The organism is Luteibacter sp. NPDC031894, assembly GCF_050273135.1.
In the GTDB taxonomy this organism is placed as follows: Bacteria; Pseudomonadota; Gammaproteobacteria; order Xanthomonadales; family Rhodanobacteraceae; genus Luteibacter.
Genome location: NZ_JBNNMV010000002.1, coordinates 127,338 through 148,586 on the forward strand (window position 1 = coordinate 127,338; position 21,249 = coordinate 148,586).

Genomic DNA, 21,249 nt, shown 5'->3' on the forward strand with positions numbered 1-21,249 from the left:
GTGCGGGTTAACCCTGGGGGGCCGGGGCGGGAGCTGCGGCCTGTACGGTCTGCGCGGCCTTTTGCAGCCTGGCCTCGTCTTCCTGCGTGGCCAGCCACTGTTCGAATTCGGCCCTGGGCACGGCCTTCACCACGATGGGCATGAAGCCGTGGTCCTGGCCGCAGAGCTCGGCGCACTGGCCACGGTAGACGCCGGGCTCCTTGATCTTGGTCCAGGCCGCGTTCGCGATGCCCGGGATCGCATCCATCTTCCAGCCCAGCGCCGGCACCCACCACGAGTGGATGACGTCGCCGCCGACGATCACGAAGCGGATCTTGGTGTCGGTGGGGAGGACGAGCGGCTTGTCCACGTCCAGCAGGTACGTGTGGTATCCGTCGACCTGGATCTTCTCCGGGTCGAGGTTGGACTTCAGCTGGCGGGTGCGGTTGGAGGTGTCTTCAAGCTTCGACATGAAGCCGACCTTGTCGACGCCCTTGCCCTTGTAGTCGACGTAGTCGTAGCGCCACTTCCACTGGTAACCGGTGACCTTGATGGTCATCTCGGAATTCGTGGTGTCGGCGAACGAAGTGAGGCCGCCGGTGGCCAGATGGGCCAGGAAGATCAGGATGATGACGGGGATGACCGTCCAGACCACCTCGAGCTTCGTGCTGTGCGCCCACTTCTCGGCCACGGCACCGCGCGACTTACGGAAGCGGAACATGGCGATGAACATGGCGCCGAAGACGACGATGCCGATCACCACGCAGACCCACAGCGCCACCATGTGCATGGCATAGGGCGACCATTCGGCCGCGCCCTTGGTCATGTTCAGCTGGTTCGGTTCGGGATTCGCCCACGCCGCCCCTCCGAACAGCGCGAAGGCGCCCGCCGCCCACGCCGATACAGATCGTCCGATGCCGCCAGATGTCATGTCTTGCACCTTTGTTGAACCTACCTGCGCGTCTGGCCAGAGACTTCGGACAGCAGCACCATGAGTTTCCTTGACACCTCGGTCCTTTCCTCTTCCCCCAGGAAAGCCCCGATTTCGAGCTCGTTGCCGTGCGACGTGAGCACCAGACGCTGTCGTCCGTCCCCCGCTGCCAGTCCGACCCGCACCCAGTACGTCTGGAAACGGACCGTCCGGTGTCCCGGCACGGCACGAACCTCCAACGTATCCGGACCGATCGCGATGCGTTCACCCCTGTCGCCGGCTCGCCAGGCCGCGCCAAGCGCGAACCCCACGACGAAGGCCTCGATCAGTGCGAAGAAGGGAGCGAACACATTCCCCTGCCATGCACCGAGTGACGCCGTCGCCAGGGTCATCGCCGCAAGGCCGATGATCAGTCGACGCAGACCGCGCTTGTCCAGCGCACGGTTGGGCCGTAGCCACAACACGCGCGGCTGACCCGCGACGGTCGGTCGAAGCACGATCATGGGAGCCCGGCGTGCCTGGAACATTGGGATGATAGGGCGGTATGGATGCTGCGGACAAGTTGCCGCATCCGGAGGCGCCCTGCAAAGCTTCCCGCACGGCCCGTTCGCAATAACACACGAACGGGTCCGCTCCCCTACAATGGGCGGTCTCCCTCGCCCCCAAACGCCCAAGTGAACCCGACCATCCTCCGTCCCGAACTCCCGACCGGCGCCGAGCCGGCGCGCGCGCGCATCACCGCCGCCTGGCTGCGCGACGAAACCGAGGCCGTCAACGACCTGCTGGCCCAGGCCACCCTGCCGCCGACCGAGCGCGAGCACGTCATCGACGTCGCCGCCGGCCTGGTCACGCGCGTCCGCGCGCGAGCCAAGGACCAGAGCGCGGTCGAGTCCTTCATGCGCCAGTACGACCTCTCCTCCGAGGAAGGCGTGCTGCTGATGTGCGTGGCCGAGGCGCTGTTGCGCATCCCGGACAAGGCGACGGCCGACAAGCTCATCCGCGACAAGCTCGGCGAGGCCGACTGGAAGAAGCACCTGGGCCAGAGCGAGTCGCTGTTCGTCAACGCCTCCACGTGGGGCCTGATGCTCACCGGCCACCTGGTGAACCTGGCTGAGGAAACCCGCCACGACTTCTCGTCCGCGCTGCGCCGCCTGGTCGGTCGCGCCGGCGAGCCGGTCGTGCGCCTGGCCGTGCGCCAGGCCATGCGCATCATGGGCCACCAGTTCGTCATGGGCCGCACGATCAAGGAAGCGCTGGACCGCTCCAACGAGAAGGAGCACGCGGTCTATCGCTACTCCTACGACATGCTCGGCGAGTCGGCGCTCACGCAGGAGACCGCGGAGCGCTACCAGCAGGATTACCGCGACGCGATCAACGCGCTCGGCGCGCGCGGCCCCTTCCCGAACAACCTGGAAGCACCGTCGATCTCGGTGAAGCTCTCCGCCCTGCACCCGCGCTATGAAGTCGGCAACCGGGCCCGCGCCCGCGCCGAACTGGGTGCCAAGCTGCTCGAGCTCTCGCAGCTTGCGTACAAGAACGGTATCGCCCTCTCGGTCGACGCCGAGGAAGCCGACCGCCTCGAGCTCTCGCTCGACATCATCGGCGACGTCTTCGAGCACCCGTCGCTGGAAGGCTGGAACGGTCTCGGCATCGTCATCCAGGCGTACCAGAAGCGTGCCCCGTTCGTCATCGACTGGGTCACCGAGAAGGCACGCGCCACCGGCCGCCGCTGGTTCGTGCGCCTGGTGAAGGGCGCCTACTGGGACGCCGAGGTGAAGCGCGCCCAGGAAGGCGGTCTGCCGGGCTACCCGGTGTACACGCGCAAGCCCAACACCGACGTCTCTTACCTGGCCTGCGCGCGCCGCCTGTTCGCCGCCGGCACGGACGCGATCTACCCGCAGTTCGCCACGCACAACGCCCACACGATCGCCGCGATCCACCACATCGCGCAGGGCCGTCCGTATGAGAACCAGCGCCTGCACGGCATGGGCGCGGACCTCTACGCGGAAGTGATCGGCAAGGACAAGCTCAACGTGCCCTGCCGCGTTTACGCGCCGGTCGGCAGCCACGAGGACCTGCTCCCCTACCTTGTGCGTCGCCTCCTCGAGAACGGCGCAAACACCAGCTTCGTCAACCGCGTCGTCGATGAAAGCGTGCCGGTGCGGGACCTCGTCGCCGATCCGTGCGAGATCGTGCGCGGCTTCGCCTCGATCCCCCATCCCCGCATCCCCCTGCCGGTCAATCTCTACGGTGAACTTCGGAAGAACTCCATGGGCATGAACTTCGCTAACGACAACGAGCTCAACGAACTCGCCGACGCCGTGAACCGCCACAGCGGTCCGTGGAACGCGGTCCCGCTGGTCGCCGGTGGCGTCACCGGCGGCACGAAGGTCGAGGTCACCGATCCTTCCGACCGCCGCCGCATCGTCGGCACGGTCGAGAACGCCGACGCGGCCATGGTCGACAAGGCACTGGCCGCCGCCGTGAAGGCGCAGCCGGGTTGGGATCGCCTGCCGGCCGCCAGCCGCGCGGCCATCCTCGAGCATGCCGCGGAGCAACTGGAGCACAACCGCGCCGAGTTCATCGCCCTGTGCGTGCGCGAAGCGGGCAAGAGCCTGCCCGATGCCATCGCCGAGATCCGCGAAGCCGCCGACTTCCTGCGTTATTACGCCACGATGGCCCGTCGCCTGTTCGGCCAGCCGGAACAGCTGCCGGGTCCCACCGGTGAAAGCAACCAGCTGTTCCTCAACGGCCGCGGCGTGTTCGTCTGCATCAGCCCGTGGAACTTCCCGCTGGCGATCTTCCTCGGCCAGGTGGCAGCCGCGCTCGCCGCCGGCAATGCAGTGATCGCCAAGCCCGCCGAACAGACCTCGCTGATCGGCCACGAAGCCGTGAAGCTGTTGCATGCGGCCGGCGTCCCGACCGACGTGCTGCAGTTCCTGCCGGGCGACGGCGCCACGGTCGGCGCGGCGCTCACCCGCGATCCGCGCGTGTCCGGCGTCGCCTTCACCGGCTCCACCGAGACCGCCTGGGCGATCAACCGCGCCCTCGCCGCGCGCAACGCCCCGATCGCCGCGCTGGTGGCCGAAACCGGCGGCCAGAACGCGATGATCGCCGACTCCTCGGCCCTGCCCGAGCAGATCGTCAAGGACGTGATCGCCTCCGCCTTCCAGTCGGCCGGCCAGCGCTGCTCCGCGGCGCGCGTGCTGTTCGTGCAGGAAGACATCGCCGACAAGGTGATCGGGATGCTCGCCGGCGCCATGGCCGAATTGAAGGTCGGCGACCCCGGTCTCCTCTCCACGGACGTCGGTCCGGTGATCGACGAGGACGCGCGCAAGATCCTCGTGGACCACATCGCGCGCATGGATCGCGAGGCGAAGAAGATCGCCGAGGTCCCGCTGCCGGAGTCGACGGCCAACGGCACGTTCTTCGCGCCGCGCGCCTATGAGATCCCGTCGCTGGAAACCCTGACGCGTGAGATCTTCGGTCCGGTCCTGCACGTGATCCGCTGGAAGGGCTCGGAACTCGAAAAAGTGATCGATCAGATCAACGGCACAGGCTTCGGCCTCACGCTGGGTGTCCACAGCCGCATCGACGACACCATCGAGTTCATCCAGAGCCGCGCGCGCGTCGGCAACTGCTACGTCAACCGCAACCAGATCGGCGCGGTCGTCGGCGTGCAGCCGTTCGGTGGCGAAGGCCTCTCGGGCACCGGCCCGAAGGCCGGCGGCCCGCACTACCTGCTCCGCTTCGCCGGCGAGCGCACGCTCACGATCAATACCACGGCCGCGGGCGGCAACGCGTCGTTGCTGACGATCGGCGAGTAAGTCTCGGCGCTGAAAAGCGAAAGGCCGCGCCCGTGAGGGCGCGGCCTTTTTTATGTTCTAGAATGCGGCGATATCCAGGGTCGGAACTTTCAACGTGAGCCACGAAACCATCGTCAATCCCGCGGTTCGCGACAACGTGGGGAGCCACGCGCGCGCGTTCGCCAATGCCCAGCCGTTTCGCCACGTCGTCATCGATGACTTCTTCGACCGCGCCTACATCGACGAATTGCTCAGGGAGTTCCCCGCCTTCGAGCGCGGGAACTACATCGGTGACGATGGCCGGCCGGGCGGCAAGTCGACTGTCGACGCCATGCCACAGTTGGGCCCCGCCTATCGCCAGCTCGACGAGGTGATCCAGACGCCGGCTTTCCTGGCGTACATCGGGCGGATCACCGGCATCGAGGGATTGCTTTACGACCCGTTCTACCTCGGCGGCGGCACGCACGAGAACCGGGACGGGCAGCCCCTCAGCGCGCACATCGACTTCAACTACCACCCGAGCGAGCGCTGGCACCGTCGCCTGAACCTCATCGTGTACCTCAACCACGAATGGGAAGAAAGCTGGGGCGGACTCCTCGACCTCTATCGCGATCCGTATGCCGACCCGGAGCCGGCGGTGCGCGTCATGCCGCTGTTCAATCGCTGCGTCATCTTCGAGACCACCGAGAACAGCTGGCACGGCTTCCAGCAGATCACGCTTCCGGCCGACCGGCCCGGCCTGTCGCGGAAGTCGATCGCGCTCTATTTCTACACGAAGGACCGCTCCACCGACGAGACGACCGGGCGGCACACGACGCATTACGTGAATCGCCAGCTTCCCGCGCATTTTTCCGCCGGTCATGCCCTCACCGCCGAGGACGTATCCCTCCTGCATGACCTCATCGGAGCGCGCGATGGACAGATGAGGATGCTCTACGAGGAGAACAGCCGACTACTCCAGGCCCAGGACAAGGGTTTCGGAGGCCACGTGCTCTACCTCATGAAGCGGCTGTACATGCGTTATCGGCGACGCATGGCCAAGGGATAGCGGCAACCGGCAAACGCAGCGCGTTTCCGGCACACCGGCAGCAAGCCTCTTCCCTTCCGCGGGAAGGGGCTTTTTCATGGGCGTGGCGCGCCGCCTCGCATCGCCTATGCTCGTGGCGCGCAGTCGAAGGAAGGACACCCATCCATCAAGGAGGAACGCGACATGACGTTGCATCTGCCGCCCACGCCCGCTCCGGAGGGCCAGGCACACTACACGGCCGAAGCCCAGGCACCCCACGTTCGGCCTGCGCCGCGACCCTCCGCCACCGGAGCAAAGAGCGTGCTCGCCCTGCTTGCCGCGGCGAATGACAGCACGGCTACGGCGCCGTACACGGAGCGCTTCGACCACGCCGGGCCGCGGACCCTCGCGGCCAACAGCACGCACGACCTGGGCGAGATCCTCGTGGTCACCGGCGAGGAGCCCCTGCTCATCGTCGACACCGACGACGGCTGTGCGCTTACGGCGGTGAACGAAGGGAAGCCCAGGCTACGCACGGACTGCCAGTTGCTGTTTCGCCATGCCTACCAGTACGTGTCCTTCCATGTGGAAGTCGACAGCAGGACGGCGGACGCGCACATCGGACTGCTCAGGCACACGAACCTGGCGGAAGTGCAGGCATTCACCTTGCATCGGCCCAAACCGCTACGGACGCAGGAAGGCAGTCGCCTGCGCCACACCATCGATTACCGCGCGCCGCCGCTGGAAGAGGTCCAGGGCATCGTATGGCGCGGGGGCAACCTCAAGCTCAGCCATATCGAGCTTGCGCCCTGACGCCCGACGAAGGGCGGCCACCGGCCGCCCTCCTTCCCGAGCCTCTTACTTGAGGCCGCGATCCTTCAGCATCGGTTCGATGCTCGGGTCCTTGCCGCGGAAGTCGCGGTAGAGCTTGCCCAATTCTTCGGTGTTGCCGCGCGAAAGGATCTTGTCGCGGAAGACCTGGCCGTTCTCACGGGTCAGTCCGCCATGCTCCTTGAACCATTCGAAGGCGTCCGAATCGAGCATCTGCGTCCACAGGTAGGCGTAGTAACCCGCGGCGTACCCGTTACCCCAGATGTGCTGGAAATAGCTGGAGCGATAGCGCGGTGGCACCTGGGGCAGCGTGAAGCCGGCCTGCTTCAGCGCGTCGGTTTCGAACGCGTCCACGTCCTGCTTCGGACCGCCGGCGGGCAGCATGTGCCAGCGCATGTCCAGGAGCGCGGCCGAGATCAGTTCGCTCATGGCATAGCCCTGGTTGAAGCTCTTCGCCTTCTTGATCTTCGCGACCAGTTCGGCCGGCATCGGCTCGCCCGTCTTGTAGTGCTTCGCGTAGTTGGCGAACACCTTCGGGTCCGTCGCCCACTGCTCGTTGAACTGCGACGGGAACTCGACGAAGTCGCGCGCGGTGTTGGCGCCGGAGAGCGACGGGTACTGCGAGTTGGCGAACATGCCGTGCAGCGCGTGGCCGAACTCATGGAACATCGTCGTGACGTCGTCGAACGTCAGCAGCGCCGGCTGGCCCGCGGCGGGCTTGGTGAAGTTGGTGACGTTGAACACGACCGGCTTCGCGCCGAACAGTTTCGACTGGTCGACGAGGTTGCTCATCCACGCGCCGCCGCCCTTGTTGTCGCGTTTGAAGTAGTCGCAGTAGAACAGCGCCATCGAGGTGCCGTCCTTGTCGAACACTTCGAACACGCGCATGTCCGGTTGCCAGGTCGGGATGTCCTTGCGCTCCTTGAAGGTGATCCCGTAAAGCTGGTTGGCGGCGTAGAACACGCCGTTCTGCAGCACGTTGTCGAGTTCGAAATACGGCTTGATCTGCGACTCGTCCAGGTCGTACTTCGCCTTGCGTACCTTCTCGGCGTAGTGGTCCCAATCCCAGGCCTGTACCTGGAATCCACCCTTCTCCGCGTCGATCGCCTTCTGAATATCGGCAGATTCGGCCTTCGCGCGGGCGACGGCGGCGGGCACCAGGCGCTCCATGAACTTCTCGGCGGCGTCCGGCGTCTTCGCCATCTGGTCGTCGAGCTTCCAGGCGGCGTAATTCGGGAAGCCGAGCAGCTTGGCGCGCTCGGCGCGGAGCTGGGCGATGCGCGTGACGATCTCGCGCGTATCGTTCGCGTCGCCGTGCTCGGCACGCTCCCACGACGCCTTGAAAAGCTTTTCGCGGGTGGCGCGGTCGTTCAGTGCCTGGAGCGCCGGCTGCTGCGTGGTGTTCTGCAGGGCGATGACGTACTTGCCGTCGAGCTTGCGTTCCTTCGCGGCCGCCGCGGCGGCATCGATGTCGGCGTCCGACATGCCGTCGAGGGCCTTGCGATCGTCGACCACCAGCGCACCGGCCTTGGTCGCGGCGAGGAGCTGGTTGGTGAACTTCGTGCTGAGCGTCGACTCTTCCTTGTTGATCTCCTTCAGCTTGGTCTTATCGGCCTCGGAAAGCTTCGCTCCCTCGTGGACGAAGTCCTTGTACGTGACTTCGAGCAGGCGCGCGGATTCCGGGTCGAGGTTCAGCGAGTCGCGCTTGTCGTACAGCGTCGATACGCGCTTGAAGAGCTTGTCGTTGAGATAGATCGCATCGCTATGCGCGGCGAGCTTCGGGGACTCCTCTTCCTCGACCTTCTGCAACGTGTCGTTCGTGTTCGCGCCGGTGAGCGCACTGAAGACCGCCTCTGCACGCCGTAGCAGCACGCCGGACTTCTCCATCGCGACGATGGTGTTCTCGAAGGTCGGTTCCTCGGACGCGTTGGCGATCGCCTCGATCTCGGCCAGCTGCTGCTTCATGCCCTCTTCCAGCGCCGGCTGGAAATCGGCATCCACGATCTTGTCGAACGGCGGGGCCTGGAACGGCAGGGTGCTCTGGGTGAGTAGCGGGTTCACGTGGGAAGCCTGTGCCGTGGCAGCGGTGGCCGGGGTAGCCGGAGTGGCCGGGGCGCTTCCGGAGGGTGCCGGAGCGGTCTTGTCGGCGTCGTTCGACGACGAGCAGGCGGCGGTGAGGGCGATCGAGGTGGCGATCACGAGCATGCGAAGCTTCGGCACGGGCTATCCCCTGGGCGGTGAAAGTCCCCGACTCTAGCCGCGCTGGCGGGCCCGGGACAACAGCCACAGGTAAGGACCAGCGCTTTTGTGGGAGCCGCTATAGCGGCTCCTACAGGAATCAGCGCGTGTCTCGAAGTTCCCAGCTGGACCCAATAAGCAGGTTCAACCGGTGCTTGACGATGCGCATCGGCAACGAGGTCGTGAGCTGCACGTCCGTGCGGCCGTTCGAAAGCTCGCCCCTGGCCGATGCACTCGCATCCGTCACCCCCAGCGAGGGATCCACTTCGTCGGGTTCCGGTTGCTTCGCCCGCCAGCGCTGGAACAAGGTGTCGCCGCGCATGGCGTCGGCAATGTCCTGGGCGAGTTTCTCGGGGCCGATGCCTTCGAACGACAGTTCGGGGTCCGGGCCTTTCGCCTTGGTCATGTCCTTGACGGACAGGTAGTAGGTCGTCATGGCTTTACTAGTTATGTCGGGAGGCGTGAAGGTGCCGTCAGGCGAACGGGGCGAGGTCGAGCAGGACGGCCGCGGAGGCCGGCGCGACGCGATGGGGGAGCACGCCGAGGCATGGCGCCGGCAGGCAGTCGCGCAACGTGGCGATGTTTTCCTCCAGCAGCGGCATGGTCGGTTCGATCACGTTGGCGATCCACCCCGCGAACCGGCAGCCGTCGCCCTCGATGGCGCGCGCGGTGAGCCGCGCATGGCTGATGCAACCGAGGCGGATGCCGACGACGAGCACCACGTCGAGGTCCCAGCGCTTGGGGAAATCCTCCATCGACATCCCATTACCCAGCGGCACCAGCCATCCGCCCACGCCCTCCACCACGACCCGGTCGTAATCGTCGGCAAGCGTCCGAAAGGCCGCGTCGAGCGGTGGCCATGCGACGTCGACGCCCGAACGCGCTGCCGCGAGGTGCGGCGCCACGGCTTCTTCCAGCGCGATCGGATTGACGAGGTCGTAGGCCGGCGGCGGTCCGCTCGCCGCCTGGAGGTCGAGGGCGTCCTGGTTGCGCATGCCCTCGCGGCCGCGTGCCGAGCCGCTGGCGATCGGCTTCATCCCCGCGACCCGCTCGCCCACCTGGCGGAACGCGTGGACCAGCGCCTGGGCGCCGTGGGTCTTGCCGATGCCGGTATCGGTACCGGCGACGAACAGGTGTCTCGACATGGGCACGCGGCCTTGCGGAAGCGGGGACGTGGCACCATACACGCCTTCTGTCCACGAATCGCACCGGAACCGCCATGTTCGAAGCCAAGGCCATCGCCACCGACGACAAGGCCGTCCTGTATGCGGAACTGGCCCAGCAAGCCGAGGGCCTCATGCACGGCGAGACGAACACGATCGCCAATGCCGCGAACTTCGCCGCCCTCGTCTACGACGCCGTCCCCGATCTCAACTGGGCGGGCTTCTACCTGTTCGACGGCTCGGAACTGGTCGTCGGCCCGTTCCAGGGCAAGCCGGCCTGCATCCGCATCGCGCTCGGCCGCGGCGTTTGCGGCACGGCCGCACAGACGCGGGAAACGCAGGTCGTTCGCGACGTGCACGAGTTCGCGGGGCACATCGCCTGCGATTCGGCGTCGAACTCCGAGATCGTGGTTCCCCTGGTGAAGGCGGACGGCAGTCTGTTCGGTGTGTGGGACGTGGACAGCCCGTCCGTGGCACGCTTCGACGACGCGGACCGCAAGGGCATGGAAGCGCTCTGCCGCGTGTTCATGGCGACGCTTGCCTGAGGGAACCGTTTTCTCCGGAGCTCATTCAGCCGCGACGCGAGCACCCATCGCCGACAGGTCGGCTCCCACCCAGGCAAGCGCCAGGCCGGCCTCGGCGTAGCTAGAGCTCGTGCGGCCGCGGTGTCGCCAGCAGCTCCATGACCCGCGCGCGCGCTTCTTCCACGCCCGTCTTCGCCGTGGACGAAAAAACCTGTGCCGTGCCGGGCACGCCGTTGTTCCGGAAATCCTTGCGCAGCGCCTCGAGCGCCTTCGCCGCCTCGCCTCGCGAGATCTTGTCCGCCTTCGTCATCAGCACGTGGCACGGCAATGCCGTGGCCGCGCAAAACTCCAGCATCGTCCGGTCGAACTCCTTCAGTTCGTGACGGATGTCCACGATCAGCACGATCCCGCGCAGGCTGCGGCGCATCTTCAGATAGGCGTCGATCTCGCCGCGCCAATGCTTGCGCATCGCCTCGGGGACCTTCGCGTACCCGTAGCCGGGCAGATCGACGAGCCGGGCGTCGACCGGTGCCGCGCCCTCCGTTTTCAGCGGTGGCAGGTCGAACACGACCATCAATTGCGTGCGCCCCGGGGTCTTCGAGGTGCGCGCGAGACCGTTGTGTCCGGTGAGCGCGTTCAACGCGCTGGACTTGCCTGCGTTCGAGCGCCCGGCGAAGGCCACTTCCGCTCCCTGGTCGTAGGGGAGCTGGATGATTTCGTTCGCGGCCAGGACGAAGCGCGCGCCGTTGAGGGGATTGGAAGACATGGGTACGGGGCCCGTGGGGCTGGGGAACGCGAAGGTCCGGCAGTGTATGCGATCGGGTTCGGGTTCGCGCGCCGACGCGGTTTGACCGGGCTCTCCCGCGCCCGCCATAATCTTTTGGTTGAGGCGCGGCAGGGAACGCGCCCCGGTCCGGAAGGTTCCCCCTTGGAGAGACTTATGAAGTTTCGGCACGCCGCCGCTGCCATCACCGCGTTGCTCGTCATGACTGCAGCCGCGGCCCAGACCGCTGCCCCCGCGAAGTCGGCTTCCACGCTGGCTCCGTCCACGGCCGAGGCCAAGCCGGGCGCGAATCCCGCGACCGACCCCGCCACGCCGGGCATGCCGAAGGCGGAGACGCCCACCGCCCCCGCGGGTGGCGAAGCCACTGCCGCGCTGAAGCCGGGCGACGCCACGGCTGGACAGGGCAAGGCCGCGGTCTGCGGCGCCTGTCACGGCATGGACGGCAATTCGACGGACGCGCAGTACCCGCGACTCGCGGGACAGAGCGAGCAGTACATCGCCGCCCAGCTGGCCGCTTTCAAGACGGGCAAGCGCATGAACCCGATCATGATGGGCTTTGCGCAGTCGCTGTCGGAACAAGACATGCACGACATCGGCGCGTACTTCGCCACCAAGGCGTCCCTGCCCGGCGTCGCCGACCAGGCGCTCGTCGAACAGGGCCAGACGCTCTACCGCCAGGGCGACATGGACCGCGGCATCCCCGCGTGCATGGCATGCCACGGGCCGGACGGCCGCGGTAACCCGGGTGCCCATTACCCGCAGGTCGCCAGCCAGCATGCGAAGTACGTGGAAGCGCGTCTGAAGGGCTGGCACGACAACGGCGCGCAGAGCAACGACGACGCCCATACGAAGATCATGGCCGGCATCGCGCAGAAGCTCGACGACAAGGACATCGCCGCCGTCGCCAGCTACCTCGAAGGCCTGCACTCGAACGAGCCGGCCTCCGCCGCGCCCGCGACGCCCTGATCGCGTTAAAGTTGGACGATCGAACGGGCCCGTCGGGCCCGTTCCTGTTTCAGAAGGTAAGAAAAGGACCCCCCATGCGTATGCGCCTTCCCCTCCTTTGCGCGGCCCTGATCGGCCTCGCCGCCTGCAGCGGTGGCAACAACGACACCGCGGCCAGCGCACCGGCCGCGGCGTCCACCGCCACGACGGCGCCCGCGACGCCGGCCACCACGGCCGCCGCGCCCGCCCCTGCTTCGACGACGGCGCCGGCAGTCACGCCCGCTTCCGCAGGCACCACGGCCGCTGTTGCCACGCCGGCCGCTGCCGATGCGGACGATAAGCGTCCCGCGCCCAAGGCCTTCGTCGATGACGGCAAGTGGGTCGAAGGCAAGAACTACTTCCGCATCGATCCGGCCCAGCCGACCAGCACACCCGGCAAGATCGAGGTCACCGAGGTGTTCTCGTACGGTTGCCCGGCCTGCTTCCAGTTCCATGGCGTGGTCGACGAACTCGCCAAGGACCTGCCGAAAGGCGCGGTGATGACCTATACGCCCGCGTCGTTCCGCCCCGACGAGAACTGGCCGCTGCTGCAGCGCGCCTACCTCACGGCCCAGGCCCTGGGCGTGGACAAGCAAAGCCACGACGCCATGTTCGACGCCGTGTTCAAGAGCGGCGAGCTCGGCATCATGGACCAGAAGGCGGGCAAGCCGAAGGCGCCCGCCGCGTGGCCGACCATCGACGACGTCGCGAAGTTCTACGCGAAGTTCGGGGTGAAGCCGGAAGACTTCGTCGCCACGGCTAACTCCTTCACCATCAACACCAAGATGAAGCGCGCCGATGAACTGATCCGCGCCTATGAGGTCGATAGCACGCCCACGATCGTCGTGAACGGCAAGTACCGTCTCACGCCGGGCAGCGCCGGCGGGTATCCGCAGTCGGTCGAGCTGACCCAGTGGCTCGTCACCAAGGAAGCCGCGGGCAAGTGACCGCGCATCGATCCCACCCGGAGACATCCATGTTCAAGCGCCTCTCGTTCCTCTTCGTCGGCCTCGCGCTGACCGCCGCGTGCAGTGCGGGCCCCGCCGATACGGCCGCCGCGCCGGCATATACCGATGGCCAGCAATATGTCGCGACGACGACACCGCAGCGTCTCGATCCGAAGAACGGCAAGGTCGAGGTCGTCGAGGTGTTCTCGTACGGCTGCATCCACTGCGCGCATTACGAGCCCTATGCGGAGGCTCTGCAGAAGGAATTGCCCAAGGGCGTGACGTTCCGCGCCGTTCCCGCCGCCTTCAACGACGCCTGGCTGCCTTATGCGCAGGCCTTCTATGCGGCGCAGGAACTGGGCGTGGCGAACAAGGCGCACGCGGCGCTGTTCAAGGCGATCCACACCGACCACTACCCGATCCACACGATCGATGAACTGGCCGACTGGTATGCCCAGAACTACGGGGTGGACAAGGCCAGGTTCATCGCGTTGGCCACGAAGGACGACGGCATTCGCCAGCGCATCCTCGCCGACGGCAAGCTGATCCAGGGCTGGGGCATCGACGGCACGCCGACGATCGTCGTCAACGGCAAGTACCGCAGCAACCAGATCAAGGACTTCGACGAACTCAATGGCGTCGCGAAGTACCTGGTGGACAAGGAATTGAAGGGCGGCAAGTAACGGCGCCCCCCGATGCCCTCCGTTCACACGACGGAGGGCATCCTCTGGCCTTCATGGCTAGCCGAGAACCGACGCAGCACCCCATGACCCGCGCCACGCCGACACTGTCATCCGCTCCGGAGCGCACGCTGCGCCTGCTGAGCTGCAATATCCTCGCCGGCGCGAGCGTCCAGCGATACAGCGACTACGTCACCCGCAGCGTCAACGCGGTGCTACCTGGGCGGTCGAAGCTGGCGAACCTCGACTCCCTGGCCGAGCTGCTCCATGAATTCGACGTCGTCGGCCTGCAGGAGGCGGATGCAGGAAGCCTCCGTTCGGGATTCCTCAACCAGACGCGCTACATCGCCGAAGCCTCGGGCATGCCCTACTGGAGCCACCAGCCGAACCGGCCGATGGCGCGCGTGGCGCATTCCGCCAACGGTCTGCTGAGCCGGATCGAACCCAGCGAAGTCATCGATTACCCGCTACCCGGCAGGATCAAGGGGCGCGGCGCGCTGTTCGTGCGCTTCGGCGACGGCACCGACGCGCTGGTCGTGGTGATCGCGCACCTTTCGCTGGGCGCGGCCGCGCGCATGGGCCAGCTTGCCTTCATCGCCGAACTGCTCGCGCCTTACCCGCATGCGGTGCTGATGGGCGACCTCAACACCGAGCCAACCAGCCTCGAAATGCGCCACCTGTTCTCCCGGACGGCGTTGCAGCCCCCGACGGTGGCGACGCCGACCTTCCCGAGCTGGAAGCCCCGGCGCGCGCTGGACCATATCCTCACCTCCGCCGACATCAAGCTCGACCGGACGTGGACATTGCCCCGCGCGTTCTCCGATCATCTACCCCTCGCCGCCGAAATCCGCCTCCCGCTTTCCCTTGCGCAGGCTGCCGGCGCGGCATCCACGGACGAGGCTGCACCCCGCGCATGAAACCGAACCTGCAAACCGCCCTGCCCTGGGCAGTCGTCGTCGCCGTGGCTTTCGCGGCCGCGCTCGTGCGCTACGAATTCATCGAGCCATCGCACATGGCGCATGCCTGCGAGGCGCAGACAGGGCCATGGTGGTGCGGACTTCGCAACGTCGTGGTCCAGGGCTTCCTCGACTACGGCTACGGCTACGCGGCGGTGCTGGCGGCCCTGCTTGCCGTGTTCTGGCGGCACAGGTTCGCCGCGGTGTTGGCGGTGTCCCTCGGCGCGATCGCATTGCAGTTGTATTGCTACGAAGGCGGCGCCCTGGCGCTCCTGGTCGGCACGCTGCGACTGGTGCGCGTGCAGGTCGACCGGCAGACGGCTAGCGTGCCCGCCGCCAGGCCAGCAGCACCGGCAGCGCCAGCGCGAGATTGAGGAAAAGCCAGCCCCACGCGACCGCGTTGGCGCCGATCTCCTGCACCACGACGGCGGCGCCAAGCAGCACCAGCCAGATGGCGAGCAGTCGCTCTTCCACGAGCGGCATGAGCGGGCCTTCGCGCGTGCGCAGCAACGCGAGCAGGAGGAAACCGATGCACGGCATCGCGAACAGGCCGATGGGGAAATCGCGGTAGCGGCCGTTGAAGACCATCAGGATGCCGTAAAGCGCTAGGGCGAACATCCAGACGAAGCGCTGCGGAGTGAAGCTGTCCGTCCAGGCCAGACCGAGCAGACGCCGCTCGGCGAGCGCCGGCACGACCTCGGCGGGATTCATGGGAGCGGCCAGGCGGGCGGCGATCGCTCGCGCAAGGGAGAGCGCGGTCGCCGCGCCGGCGATACCGGCGACGATGCCGACCGTCCACTCAAGGCGGTCGCGGCAGGCGAATTCCAGCAGTCGCGCATGCCCCGCGAGCGCGGTCCCGGTCGCGAATCCCGAGAGCGCGAGGGAAACCCATCCCGCCATGCCGTGCCAGCGACGACGGATCGCGCCCGCCACGAGGAAGAAGAGCGCACCGATACCGCCAGCGGCGAGCGCCCAGGACCAGCGAGGCTCCTCCACGACGGGTCCGCTCATCGCGAACTTCGGCCGGCCCTGCACGTCGAAGATGCCCCAGAAGCCGCCCACGGTGCCTTCGAGGTCGCGTTTCCACGGCTGGTCGAAGGCCTCGATGACGTTGTAGGGCATGTCGACCGTGGCGGCGTAGTTGAGGAACTCGCGCAGGTAGCGCGCTTCGTTCACGAGACTCGCGCTCGCGTCCCGGCGCGTGCGTCCCTGGCTGGGCCAGCCGGTCTCGCCGATCATGACCTGCTTGCCCGGAAACTCGGCCTTCATGCGCTGGTACACGTCCGCGACATGACGGATCGCCTTCTCGGGCGCCACGGGCTGGTCTTCCCAGTAAGGAAGGATGTGGATGGTGACGTAATCGACGGCCTTGGCCAGCGCGGCGTGCTCCTTCCAGAACTCCCACACGTCGGCATACGTGACGGGCACGTCGGTGGCCGCGTTCATGCGTTCGATGTACCCGGCCAGCGCTTTCTCGGTCAGCTCGCGACGGAGGAGCACCTCGTTTCCCACGACGATGCCACGAAGGCTCGCCGCGTCGCGCTTGGCCGCCGCCAGCGCCAGTCCCATTTCGCGCTCGTTCGCCGCCAGGTCGCGACCCAGCCAGACACCCATCAACACCTTCATGCCATAGCGGCCGGCGATGTCCGGCACCGCGCCGAGGCCCTGGCCCATGGAGTAAGTGCGCACGCAGTCGAAGCGCGTGGACAGCACCTTGAGGTCGGCGTCGATGCGCTCCGGCGAGATGAAGGCATGCGGATCGAACGGTGTCTCGCCCGCGAAGCGGAACGGCGCGTAGGACACGCATGCGATCTTCGCGGTAGGCGAATCCGGCAAGGCCACGGGCCGTCCCAGCCACCACCAGTACGCCGCGCCGAAGGTCGCGGCGAGTACGAGGACGATCCATGCGAGCGGGCGCGCGAATCGCGCATACGAGGTGTGGGGCGTCATGCCGTTCCTGTCGGGAGCAGAGGTAGCGCCGCAAGCTTAGCGGGCGGCGCCTGCAAGGGCGAATCCCCCTCGCGGCGGTCGTTCATCCGTCCTGCGCGCGGTATTCCCTACAATCGTGAGGATATGCACTCGTGAAGGAAGACCCGATGATGGCTGCTCCGGCATCGCGACGCGCCGCCCGCTCACTCCGCGCCCTGGCCACCCTCGCCCTCGCCCTCGCCGCCTGCGGCCTCGCAGCCGCCGCTTCCGCGAGCGCCGCGGGGACGGATGCGGAGCGCGCCCGCTTCCGCCAGGCTTACGCCGCGGCCCAGCAGGGCGGCGATGCGTGGCGCGCGCAGGCGACGGGACTGGAGAGCTATGTCCTGTTTCCCTACCTGGAAGCCGCGGCGCTCGAGCACGACCTGCGCACCCTCGACCGCGCACGCGTGGATGCCTACCTCACGCGTTATCCGGGCCTGATCCCCGCCGCCGACCTACGCCGGGATTTCCTCGGCGAACTCGCGAGGCGCAAGGACTGGACCACGTTCAGCGCGATGTATCAGCCGGGGCTGGGCGACAGTTTGAGTTGTTTCGCATTGCAGGCGAAGCTTTCGCGCAACGAGCCGCTGGTCTTCGAGCGGGACCTCGCGGAGCTGTGGAAAAAAGCGAGCCTGCCGAATGCCTGCGATCCCGTCATCGCCGCGGCGCACGACCAGGAGCTGCTCACGGCGGACCGCCTGTGGGCCCGGATCCAGGTCGCCGCCGATGCGGGCAAGGGCGGTACCGTCGCCTCCCTGGCACCGTGGCTTCCGCCGGCCGACGCGCCGGCGGCGCAGCGCATCGCCCAGGCGCTGAACGATCCCGCCGGCGCCCTCCGGGATGCGTCCACGTGGCCGGATACGCCTCGCCATCGCCAGGCACTGACCCTCGCGTTGCAGCGGATGGCGCGCAAGCAATCCACGGCCGCCGACAGCGCTTGGCAATCGCTCTCGCCCCGCTTCACCCTCACCGAACAACAGCGCGGTGCCGTGGAAAATGCGCTGGCGCTGTTCCATGCGACCGATTTCGACGAGTCGGCGCTCGACCGCCTCGCGGCCCTCCCGGCTGGCGCGCAGACCGATGCCACGCGCGAATGGCGGGTGCGCGTAGCGCTCGCGCGGCAGGACTGGGCCGCGGCGCTCGCCGCGCTCGACGCCCTCGGCGAAGCGCAGAAGGACGATGGCGAATGGCGCTACTTCCGCGCGTTCGTGCTCGCGAAACTGGGCCGGCAGGCCGAGGCACAGGCGCTGTATCGGTCCGTCGCCCAGGAGGCCACCTACTTCGGCTTCCTCGCGGCCGACCGTGTCGACGCGGCGTACGCGATCTGCCCCGCCAGCATGGCGACGGACGAAACCCGGGAAGCCGCGCTGCTCTCGGATCCCGGTCTCGATCGCGCCTTCGAGTTGTATGCCGTGGGCCTGCAGAAGTTCGCCCGCCGCGAGTGGACGGCGGCACTCGCCGGCCGCGATGCCGATAGCAAACGCCTCGCCGCCGATCTCGCCTTCCGCAAGGGCTGGTACGACCGGGCGGTCTTCGGTCTCTCTTCGGGCAATGCGCTACGCCTCTATGAGCAGCGCTTCCCGTTGGCGCGCCAGGACGGCGTGGTCGAGCAGGCCAGCCAGGCCGGCATCGAGGCGCCGTGGGCATACGCGATCATCCGCGCGGAAAGTGCCTGGATGAGCGACGCGCGCTCGGGCGCCGACGCGCGCGGCCTGATGCAGCTGCTGCCCGGCACGGCGGCGCTGGTTGCGAAGCACAACGGGCTGGCATGGGGCGGCGGCGAAAGCCTCTACGAACCCACCACGAACATCGTGCTGGGCACGCGCTACCTGGCGCAAATGGCCGCCCGTTACAACGGCGCCCCGTGGCTCGCAAGCGCGGCGTATAACGCGGGACCGAACAAGGTCGACCAGTGGGTGGAGGCGCGGGGCACGCTCGAGCCCGATCTCTTCGTTGCCAGCATTCCCTATAAGGAAACCCGTGAGTACGTCGCCCGCGTGATGGCGTTTGCCGTGATCTACGACTGGCGGCTCAACGGCAACGCGCTGGCGATGTCCAGCAGGATGACACCGCTCGGACGCAGCTATGCGCTGCCAGCGACCGGCGCGGTACGCAAGCCGGTGGCCTGCCCCGCACCCGCGGTGACGAAGCCCGCGCCGGCAACGGCGCCGGCCGTCATGGAACCGGCGCCCGCCGCGGCATCGTCCGCGCCAGCCCCGCAGGAGCCCAGGCAATGACCGGCTTGGCGGCGGGGCGCAAGCGGCCTACGCTGCTCGCATGAAAGCCCAGCGCATCGTCATCCTCGGCGGCACCGGTTTCCTCGGTGGCAGCCTCGTTCCCCGGCTCGCCGCCGACGGGCACAGCCTCCTGCTGCTGTCGCGCAATCGAGAGGCGCACCGGCAGCGCGCCGTGGGCCGCAACGTCACCGTCGTCAGCGCGGACGTCCACGACGCCGCCACGCTGCGCCGGCACATCTCCGGCGCGGACGCCGTCATCCACCTCGTGGGCATCCTCAACGAAAGCGGCCGGAACACCTTCCAGCGCGTGCACGTGGACCTGGTGCGCCTCGTCGTGGACGCCTGTCGCGACACGGGCGTGCATCGCCTGCACCTCATGAGTTCGCTGAAGGCCGGACAGGGCTCCTCGCGGTACCTGCGCTCGCGCGGCGAGGCCGAGGCCCTGGTGAAGGCGTCCACGCTCGACTGGACCATCTACGAGCCGAGCACGATCTTCGGCCCCGGCGATGGCCTCGTCACGCGCTTTGACGGCCTGTTGCGGCTCGCGCCCGTCGTACCGCTGCCGCGACCTCGCGCGACGATGGCGCCGGTTTACGTCGGCGACGTCGCGGAAGCGATCGCGCGCGCCGTCGCCGATCCGGCCTCCCTGCTTCGCACCTACGAACTGTACGGACCGGAAGCCTGGACGCTGGTCGACATCGTGCGGGCCATTCGCGACGCGCGCGGCCGACGCCGACTGGTGCTGCCGCTGCCCGACGCGCTCGGCCGCCTGCAGGCGCAGGTGGCGCAGTTCGTGCCGGGCAAGCCCTTCACGCCCGACAATTTCCGTTCGTTGTTGACGGACTCGGTGGGACGGACGGACGGTCTCGCCCAGTTGGGCATCCACCCGCAGCGCTTCTCCGCCTGGCTTCCCCGCCTGCTCGGGCCGTCCGTGCGCCAGCGGCGCCTCGACGAAGCCCGCGCCCGGCGCCGGTCCTGAATCCGCGCATGGACATCTACCTCGTTGGCGGCGCCGTCCGCGACAAGCTGCTCGGGCGCCCGGTCGTGGACCGCGACTGGGTCGTGGTGGGCGCCACGCCGGACGACATGCTGACCGCGGGTTACCGCCCTGTCGGCAAGGATTTCCCGGTCTTCCTGCACGGGCAGACGAAGGAGGAGTACGCTCTCGCCCGCACGGAGCGCAAGACCGGGCGCGGCTACCACGGCTTCGCCTTCCACGCGGATCCGTCGGTGACAGTCGAGCAGGACCTGGAACGACGCGACCTCACCATCAATGCCATCGCCGAACGCGAGGACGGGACGCTCGTCGATCCATTCGGCGGCAAGCGCGACATCGAGACGCGGACATTGCGCCATGTCTCGGATGCCTTCGCCGAAGACCCGGTTCGCCTGCTGCGTGTCGCACGCTTTGCCGCCCGTTACGCGCCGCTCGGTTTTCGCGTGGCGGACGAAACGATGGCACTGATGCGGCGGATGGTGGACGACGGCGAAGTCGACCACCTCGTGCCAGAGCGCGTATGGGCGGAGACACGCAAGGCGCTCGCGGAGCCGATGCCCTCGGCCTTCCTTCGCGTCCTGCGCGAGAGCGGCGCGCTGCGCGTGCTATTCCCCGAAGTGGATGCGCTTTATGGCGTGCCGCAACGGCCGGAGTTCCATCCCGAGGTCGACACCGGCATCCATGTGGAACTGGTGCTCGATGCCGCGGCCAGGCTCGCACCGGGCGACGCGTTGGTCGGGTGGTGCGCCCTCACGCACGACCTCGGCAAGGCCCTGACGCCGGCCGACGTCCTGCCGCGGCACATCATGCACGAGCAGCGAGGGATCGAACCGGTGCGCGCCATGGCTGCGCGGCTGAAGGTGCCGGTGGAACTCGCGTTCATGGCGGAAATGGTGTGCAGGCACCACCTCAATGCGCACATGGCGCTGGAGCTGAAGCCTTCGACGGTCCTTCGGCTGCTCGAGGGACTCGGCGCATTGCGCCGCCCCGCCCGCCTCGAGACCTTCCTGCTCGCCTGCATGGCCGACAAGCGCGGGCGCCTGGGCAGCGAAGACGCCGATTACCCGCAGGCCGACTTCCTGCGTGCGTGCCGCGACGCCGCCGCCTCGATCACGGCGCAACCGTTCGTGGAGAAGGGCCTGCAGGGGCCGGCGATCGGCGAGGCCATGAAGAAGGCGCAGGTGCAGGCGATCGCCGCCGTGCCGAAGCCGTCGTAGG

19 protein-coding genes are annotated in these 21,249 nt (G+C 67.6%); 12 read left to right on the forward strand and 7 right to left on the reverse strand.

Going from position 1 to position 21,249, the window contains the following annotated elements:
- Positions 1–7: 7 nt before the first annotated feature.
- Complete coding sequence (gene coxB, locus ACQKIE_RS06555) at positions 8–910, reverse strand: cytochrome c oxidase subunit II (protein ID WP_427457063.1); 903 nt, start codon at positions 908–910, stop codon at positions 8–10.
- Between the two features lie 20 nt (positions 911–930).
- The gene (locus ACQKIE_RS06560) at positions 931–1,413 is read right to left on the reverse strand and encodes a DUF2244 domain-containing protein (RefSeq protein ID WP_427457065.1); all 483 of its coding nucleotides are present in this window, start codon (positions 1,411–1,413) and stop codon (positions 931–933) included.
- A 171-nt stretch (positions 1,414–1,584) separates the two neighbouring features.
- Here ACQKIE_RS06560 and putA point away from each other — a divergent pair, with 171 nt between their 5' ends.
- From putA to ACQKIE_RS06575, 3 genes are all read left to right on the forward strand, one after another.
- Complete coding sequence (gene putA, locus ACQKIE_RS06565; RefSeq protein ID WP_427457067.1) at positions 1,585–4,737, forward strand: bifunctional proline dehydrogenase/L-glutamate gamma-semialdehyde dehydrogenase PutA; 3,153 nt, start codon at positions 1,585–1,587, stop codon at positions 4,735–4,737.
- Positions 4,738–4,831: 94 nt separating this feature from the next.
- A complete protein-coding gene (locus ACQKIE_RS06570) occupies positions 4,832–5,764 on the forward strand; it encodes a 2OG-Fe(II) oxygenase (protein WP_427457069.1) in 933 nt (310 codons plus the stop codon).
- 162 nt (positions 5,765–5,926) lie between these two features.
- The gene (locus tag ACQKIE_RS06575; protein ID WP_427457071.1) at positions 5,927–6,535 is read left to right on the forward strand and encodes a hypothetical protein; all 609 of its coding nucleotides are present in this window, start codon (positions 5,927–5,929) and stop codon (positions 6,533–6,535) included.
- Between the two features lie 45 nt (positions 6,536–6,580).
- Here ACQKIE_RS06575 and dcp read toward each other — a convergent pair whose 3' ends face one another.
- From dcp to bioD, 3 genes are all read right to left on the reverse strand, one after another.
- A complete protein-coding gene (gene dcp, locus ACQKIE_RS06580; protein ID WP_427458395.1) occupies positions 6,581–8,758 on the reverse strand; it encodes a peptidyl-dipeptidase Dcp in 2,178 nt (725 codons plus the stop codon).
- Positions 8,759–8,891: 133 nt separating this feature from the next.
- Entirely contained in the window at positions 8,892–9,227 is a 336-nt protein-coding gene (locus ACQKIE_RS06585) for a hypothetical protein (RefSeq protein WP_427457073.1), read from the reverse strand.
- Positions 9,228–9,264: 37 nt separating this feature from the next.
- Positions 9,265–9,936: a dethiobiotin synthase gene (gene bioD, locus ACQKIE_RS06590; protein WP_427457075.1), complete on the reverse strand. Its 672-nt coding sequence runs from the start codon at positions 9,934–9,936 to the stop codon at positions 9,265–9,267.
- A 74-nt stretch (positions 9,937–10,010) separates the two neighbouring features.
- Between bioD and ACQKIE_RS06595 the strand changes: the two genes are divergently transcribed.
- Positions 10,011–10,499: a GAF domain-containing protein gene (locus ACQKIE_RS06595; RefSeq protein WP_427457077.1), complete on the forward strand. Its 489-nt coding sequence runs from the start codon at positions 10,011–10,013 to the stop codon at positions 10,497–10,499.
- 100 nt (positions 10,500–10,599) lie between these two features.
- On the opposite strand, the gene yihA is transcribed toward ACQKIE_RS06595, so the two are convergent.
- Entirely contained in the window at positions 10,600–11,244 is a 645-nt protein-coding gene (gene yihA, locus ACQKIE_RS06600; RefSeq protein WP_427457079.1) for a ribosome biogenesis GTP-binding protein YihA/YsxC, read from the reverse strand.
- A gap of 174 nt (positions 11,245–11,418) precedes the next feature.
- On the opposite strand from yihA, the gene ACQKIE_RS06605 reads away from it, so the two are divergent.
- From ACQKIE_RS06605 to ACQKIE_RS06625, 5 genes are all read left to right on the forward strand, one after another.
- A complete protein-coding gene (locus ACQKIE_RS06605) occupies positions 11,419–12,228 on the forward strand; it encodes a c-type cytochrome (protein ID WP_427457081.1) in 810 nt (269 codons plus the stop codon).
- A gap of 74 nt (positions 12,229–12,302) precedes the next feature.
- Positions 12,303–13,193, forward strand: coding sequence for a thiol:disulfide interchange protein DsbA/DsbL (locus tag ACQKIE_RS06610; RefSeq protein ID WP_427457083.1), 891 nt, complete (start codon positions 12,303–12,305; stop codon positions 13,191–13,193).
- Positions 13,194–13,222: 29 nt separating this feature from the next.
- Complete coding sequence (locus ACQKIE_RS06615) at positions 13,223–13,876, forward strand: thiol:disulfide interchange protein DsbA/DsbL (RefSeq protein WP_427457085.1); 654 nt, start codon at positions 13,223–13,225, stop codon at positions 13,874–13,876.
- 83 nt (positions 13,877–13,959) lie between these two features.
- Positions 13,960–14,790 carry an endonuclease/exonuclease/phosphatase family protein gene (locus tag ACQKIE_RS06620; RefSeq protein WP_427457087.1) on the forward strand — a complete coding sequence of 277 codons (831 nt, stop codon included), beginning with the start codon at positions 13,960–13,962 and terminating at the stop codon, positions 14,788–14,790.
- Positions 14,787–15,203, forward strand: coding sequence for a hypothetical protein (locus ACQKIE_RS06625; RefSeq protein WP_427457089.1), 417 nt, complete (start codon positions 14,787–14,789; stop codon positions 15,201–15,203). Before ACQKIE_RS06620 ends, ACQKIE_RS06625 begins: the two co-directional genes overlap by 4 nt.
- Here the strand turns inward: ACQKIE_RS06625 and ACQKIE_RS06630 are convergent.
- Positions 15,151–16,779 (reverse strand): glycoside hydrolase family 17, encoded by a 1,629-nt coding sequence (locus ACQKIE_RS06630; RefSeq protein ID WP_427457091.1) that lies wholly within the window; start codon positions 16,777–16,779, stop codon positions 15,151–15,153. The two genes, ACQKIE_RS06625 and ACQKIE_RS06630, sit on opposite strands and share 53 nt — an antisense overlap.
- 146 nt (positions 16,780–16,925) lie before the next feature.
- On the opposite strand from ACQKIE_RS06630, the gene ACQKIE_RS06635 reads away from it, so the two are divergent.
- From ACQKIE_RS06635 to ACQKIE_RS06645, 3 genes are read left to right on the forward strand one after another with little or no spacing between them, the layout of a single operon-like run.
- Positions 16,926–19,034, forward strand: a complete 2,109-nt coding sequence (locus ACQKIE_RS06635; protein WP_427457093.1) for a transglycosylase SLT domain-containing protein — start codon at positions 16,926–16,928, stop codon at positions 19,032–19,034.
- A 40-nt stretch (positions 19,035–19,074) separates the two neighbouring features.
- Positions 19,075–20,013: a complex I NDUFA9 subunit family protein gene (locus ACQKIE_RS06640; protein ID WP_427457095.1), complete on the forward strand. Its 939-nt coding sequence runs from the start codon at positions 19,075–19,077 to the stop codon at positions 20,011–20,013.
- Between the two features lie 8 nt (positions 20,014–20,021).
- A complete protein-coding gene (locus tag ACQKIE_RS06645; protein ID WP_427457098.1) occupies positions 20,022–21,248 on the forward strand; it encodes a multifunctional CCA addition/repair protein in 1,227 nt (408 codons plus the stop codon).
- Position 21,249: the final 1 nt, after the last annotated feature.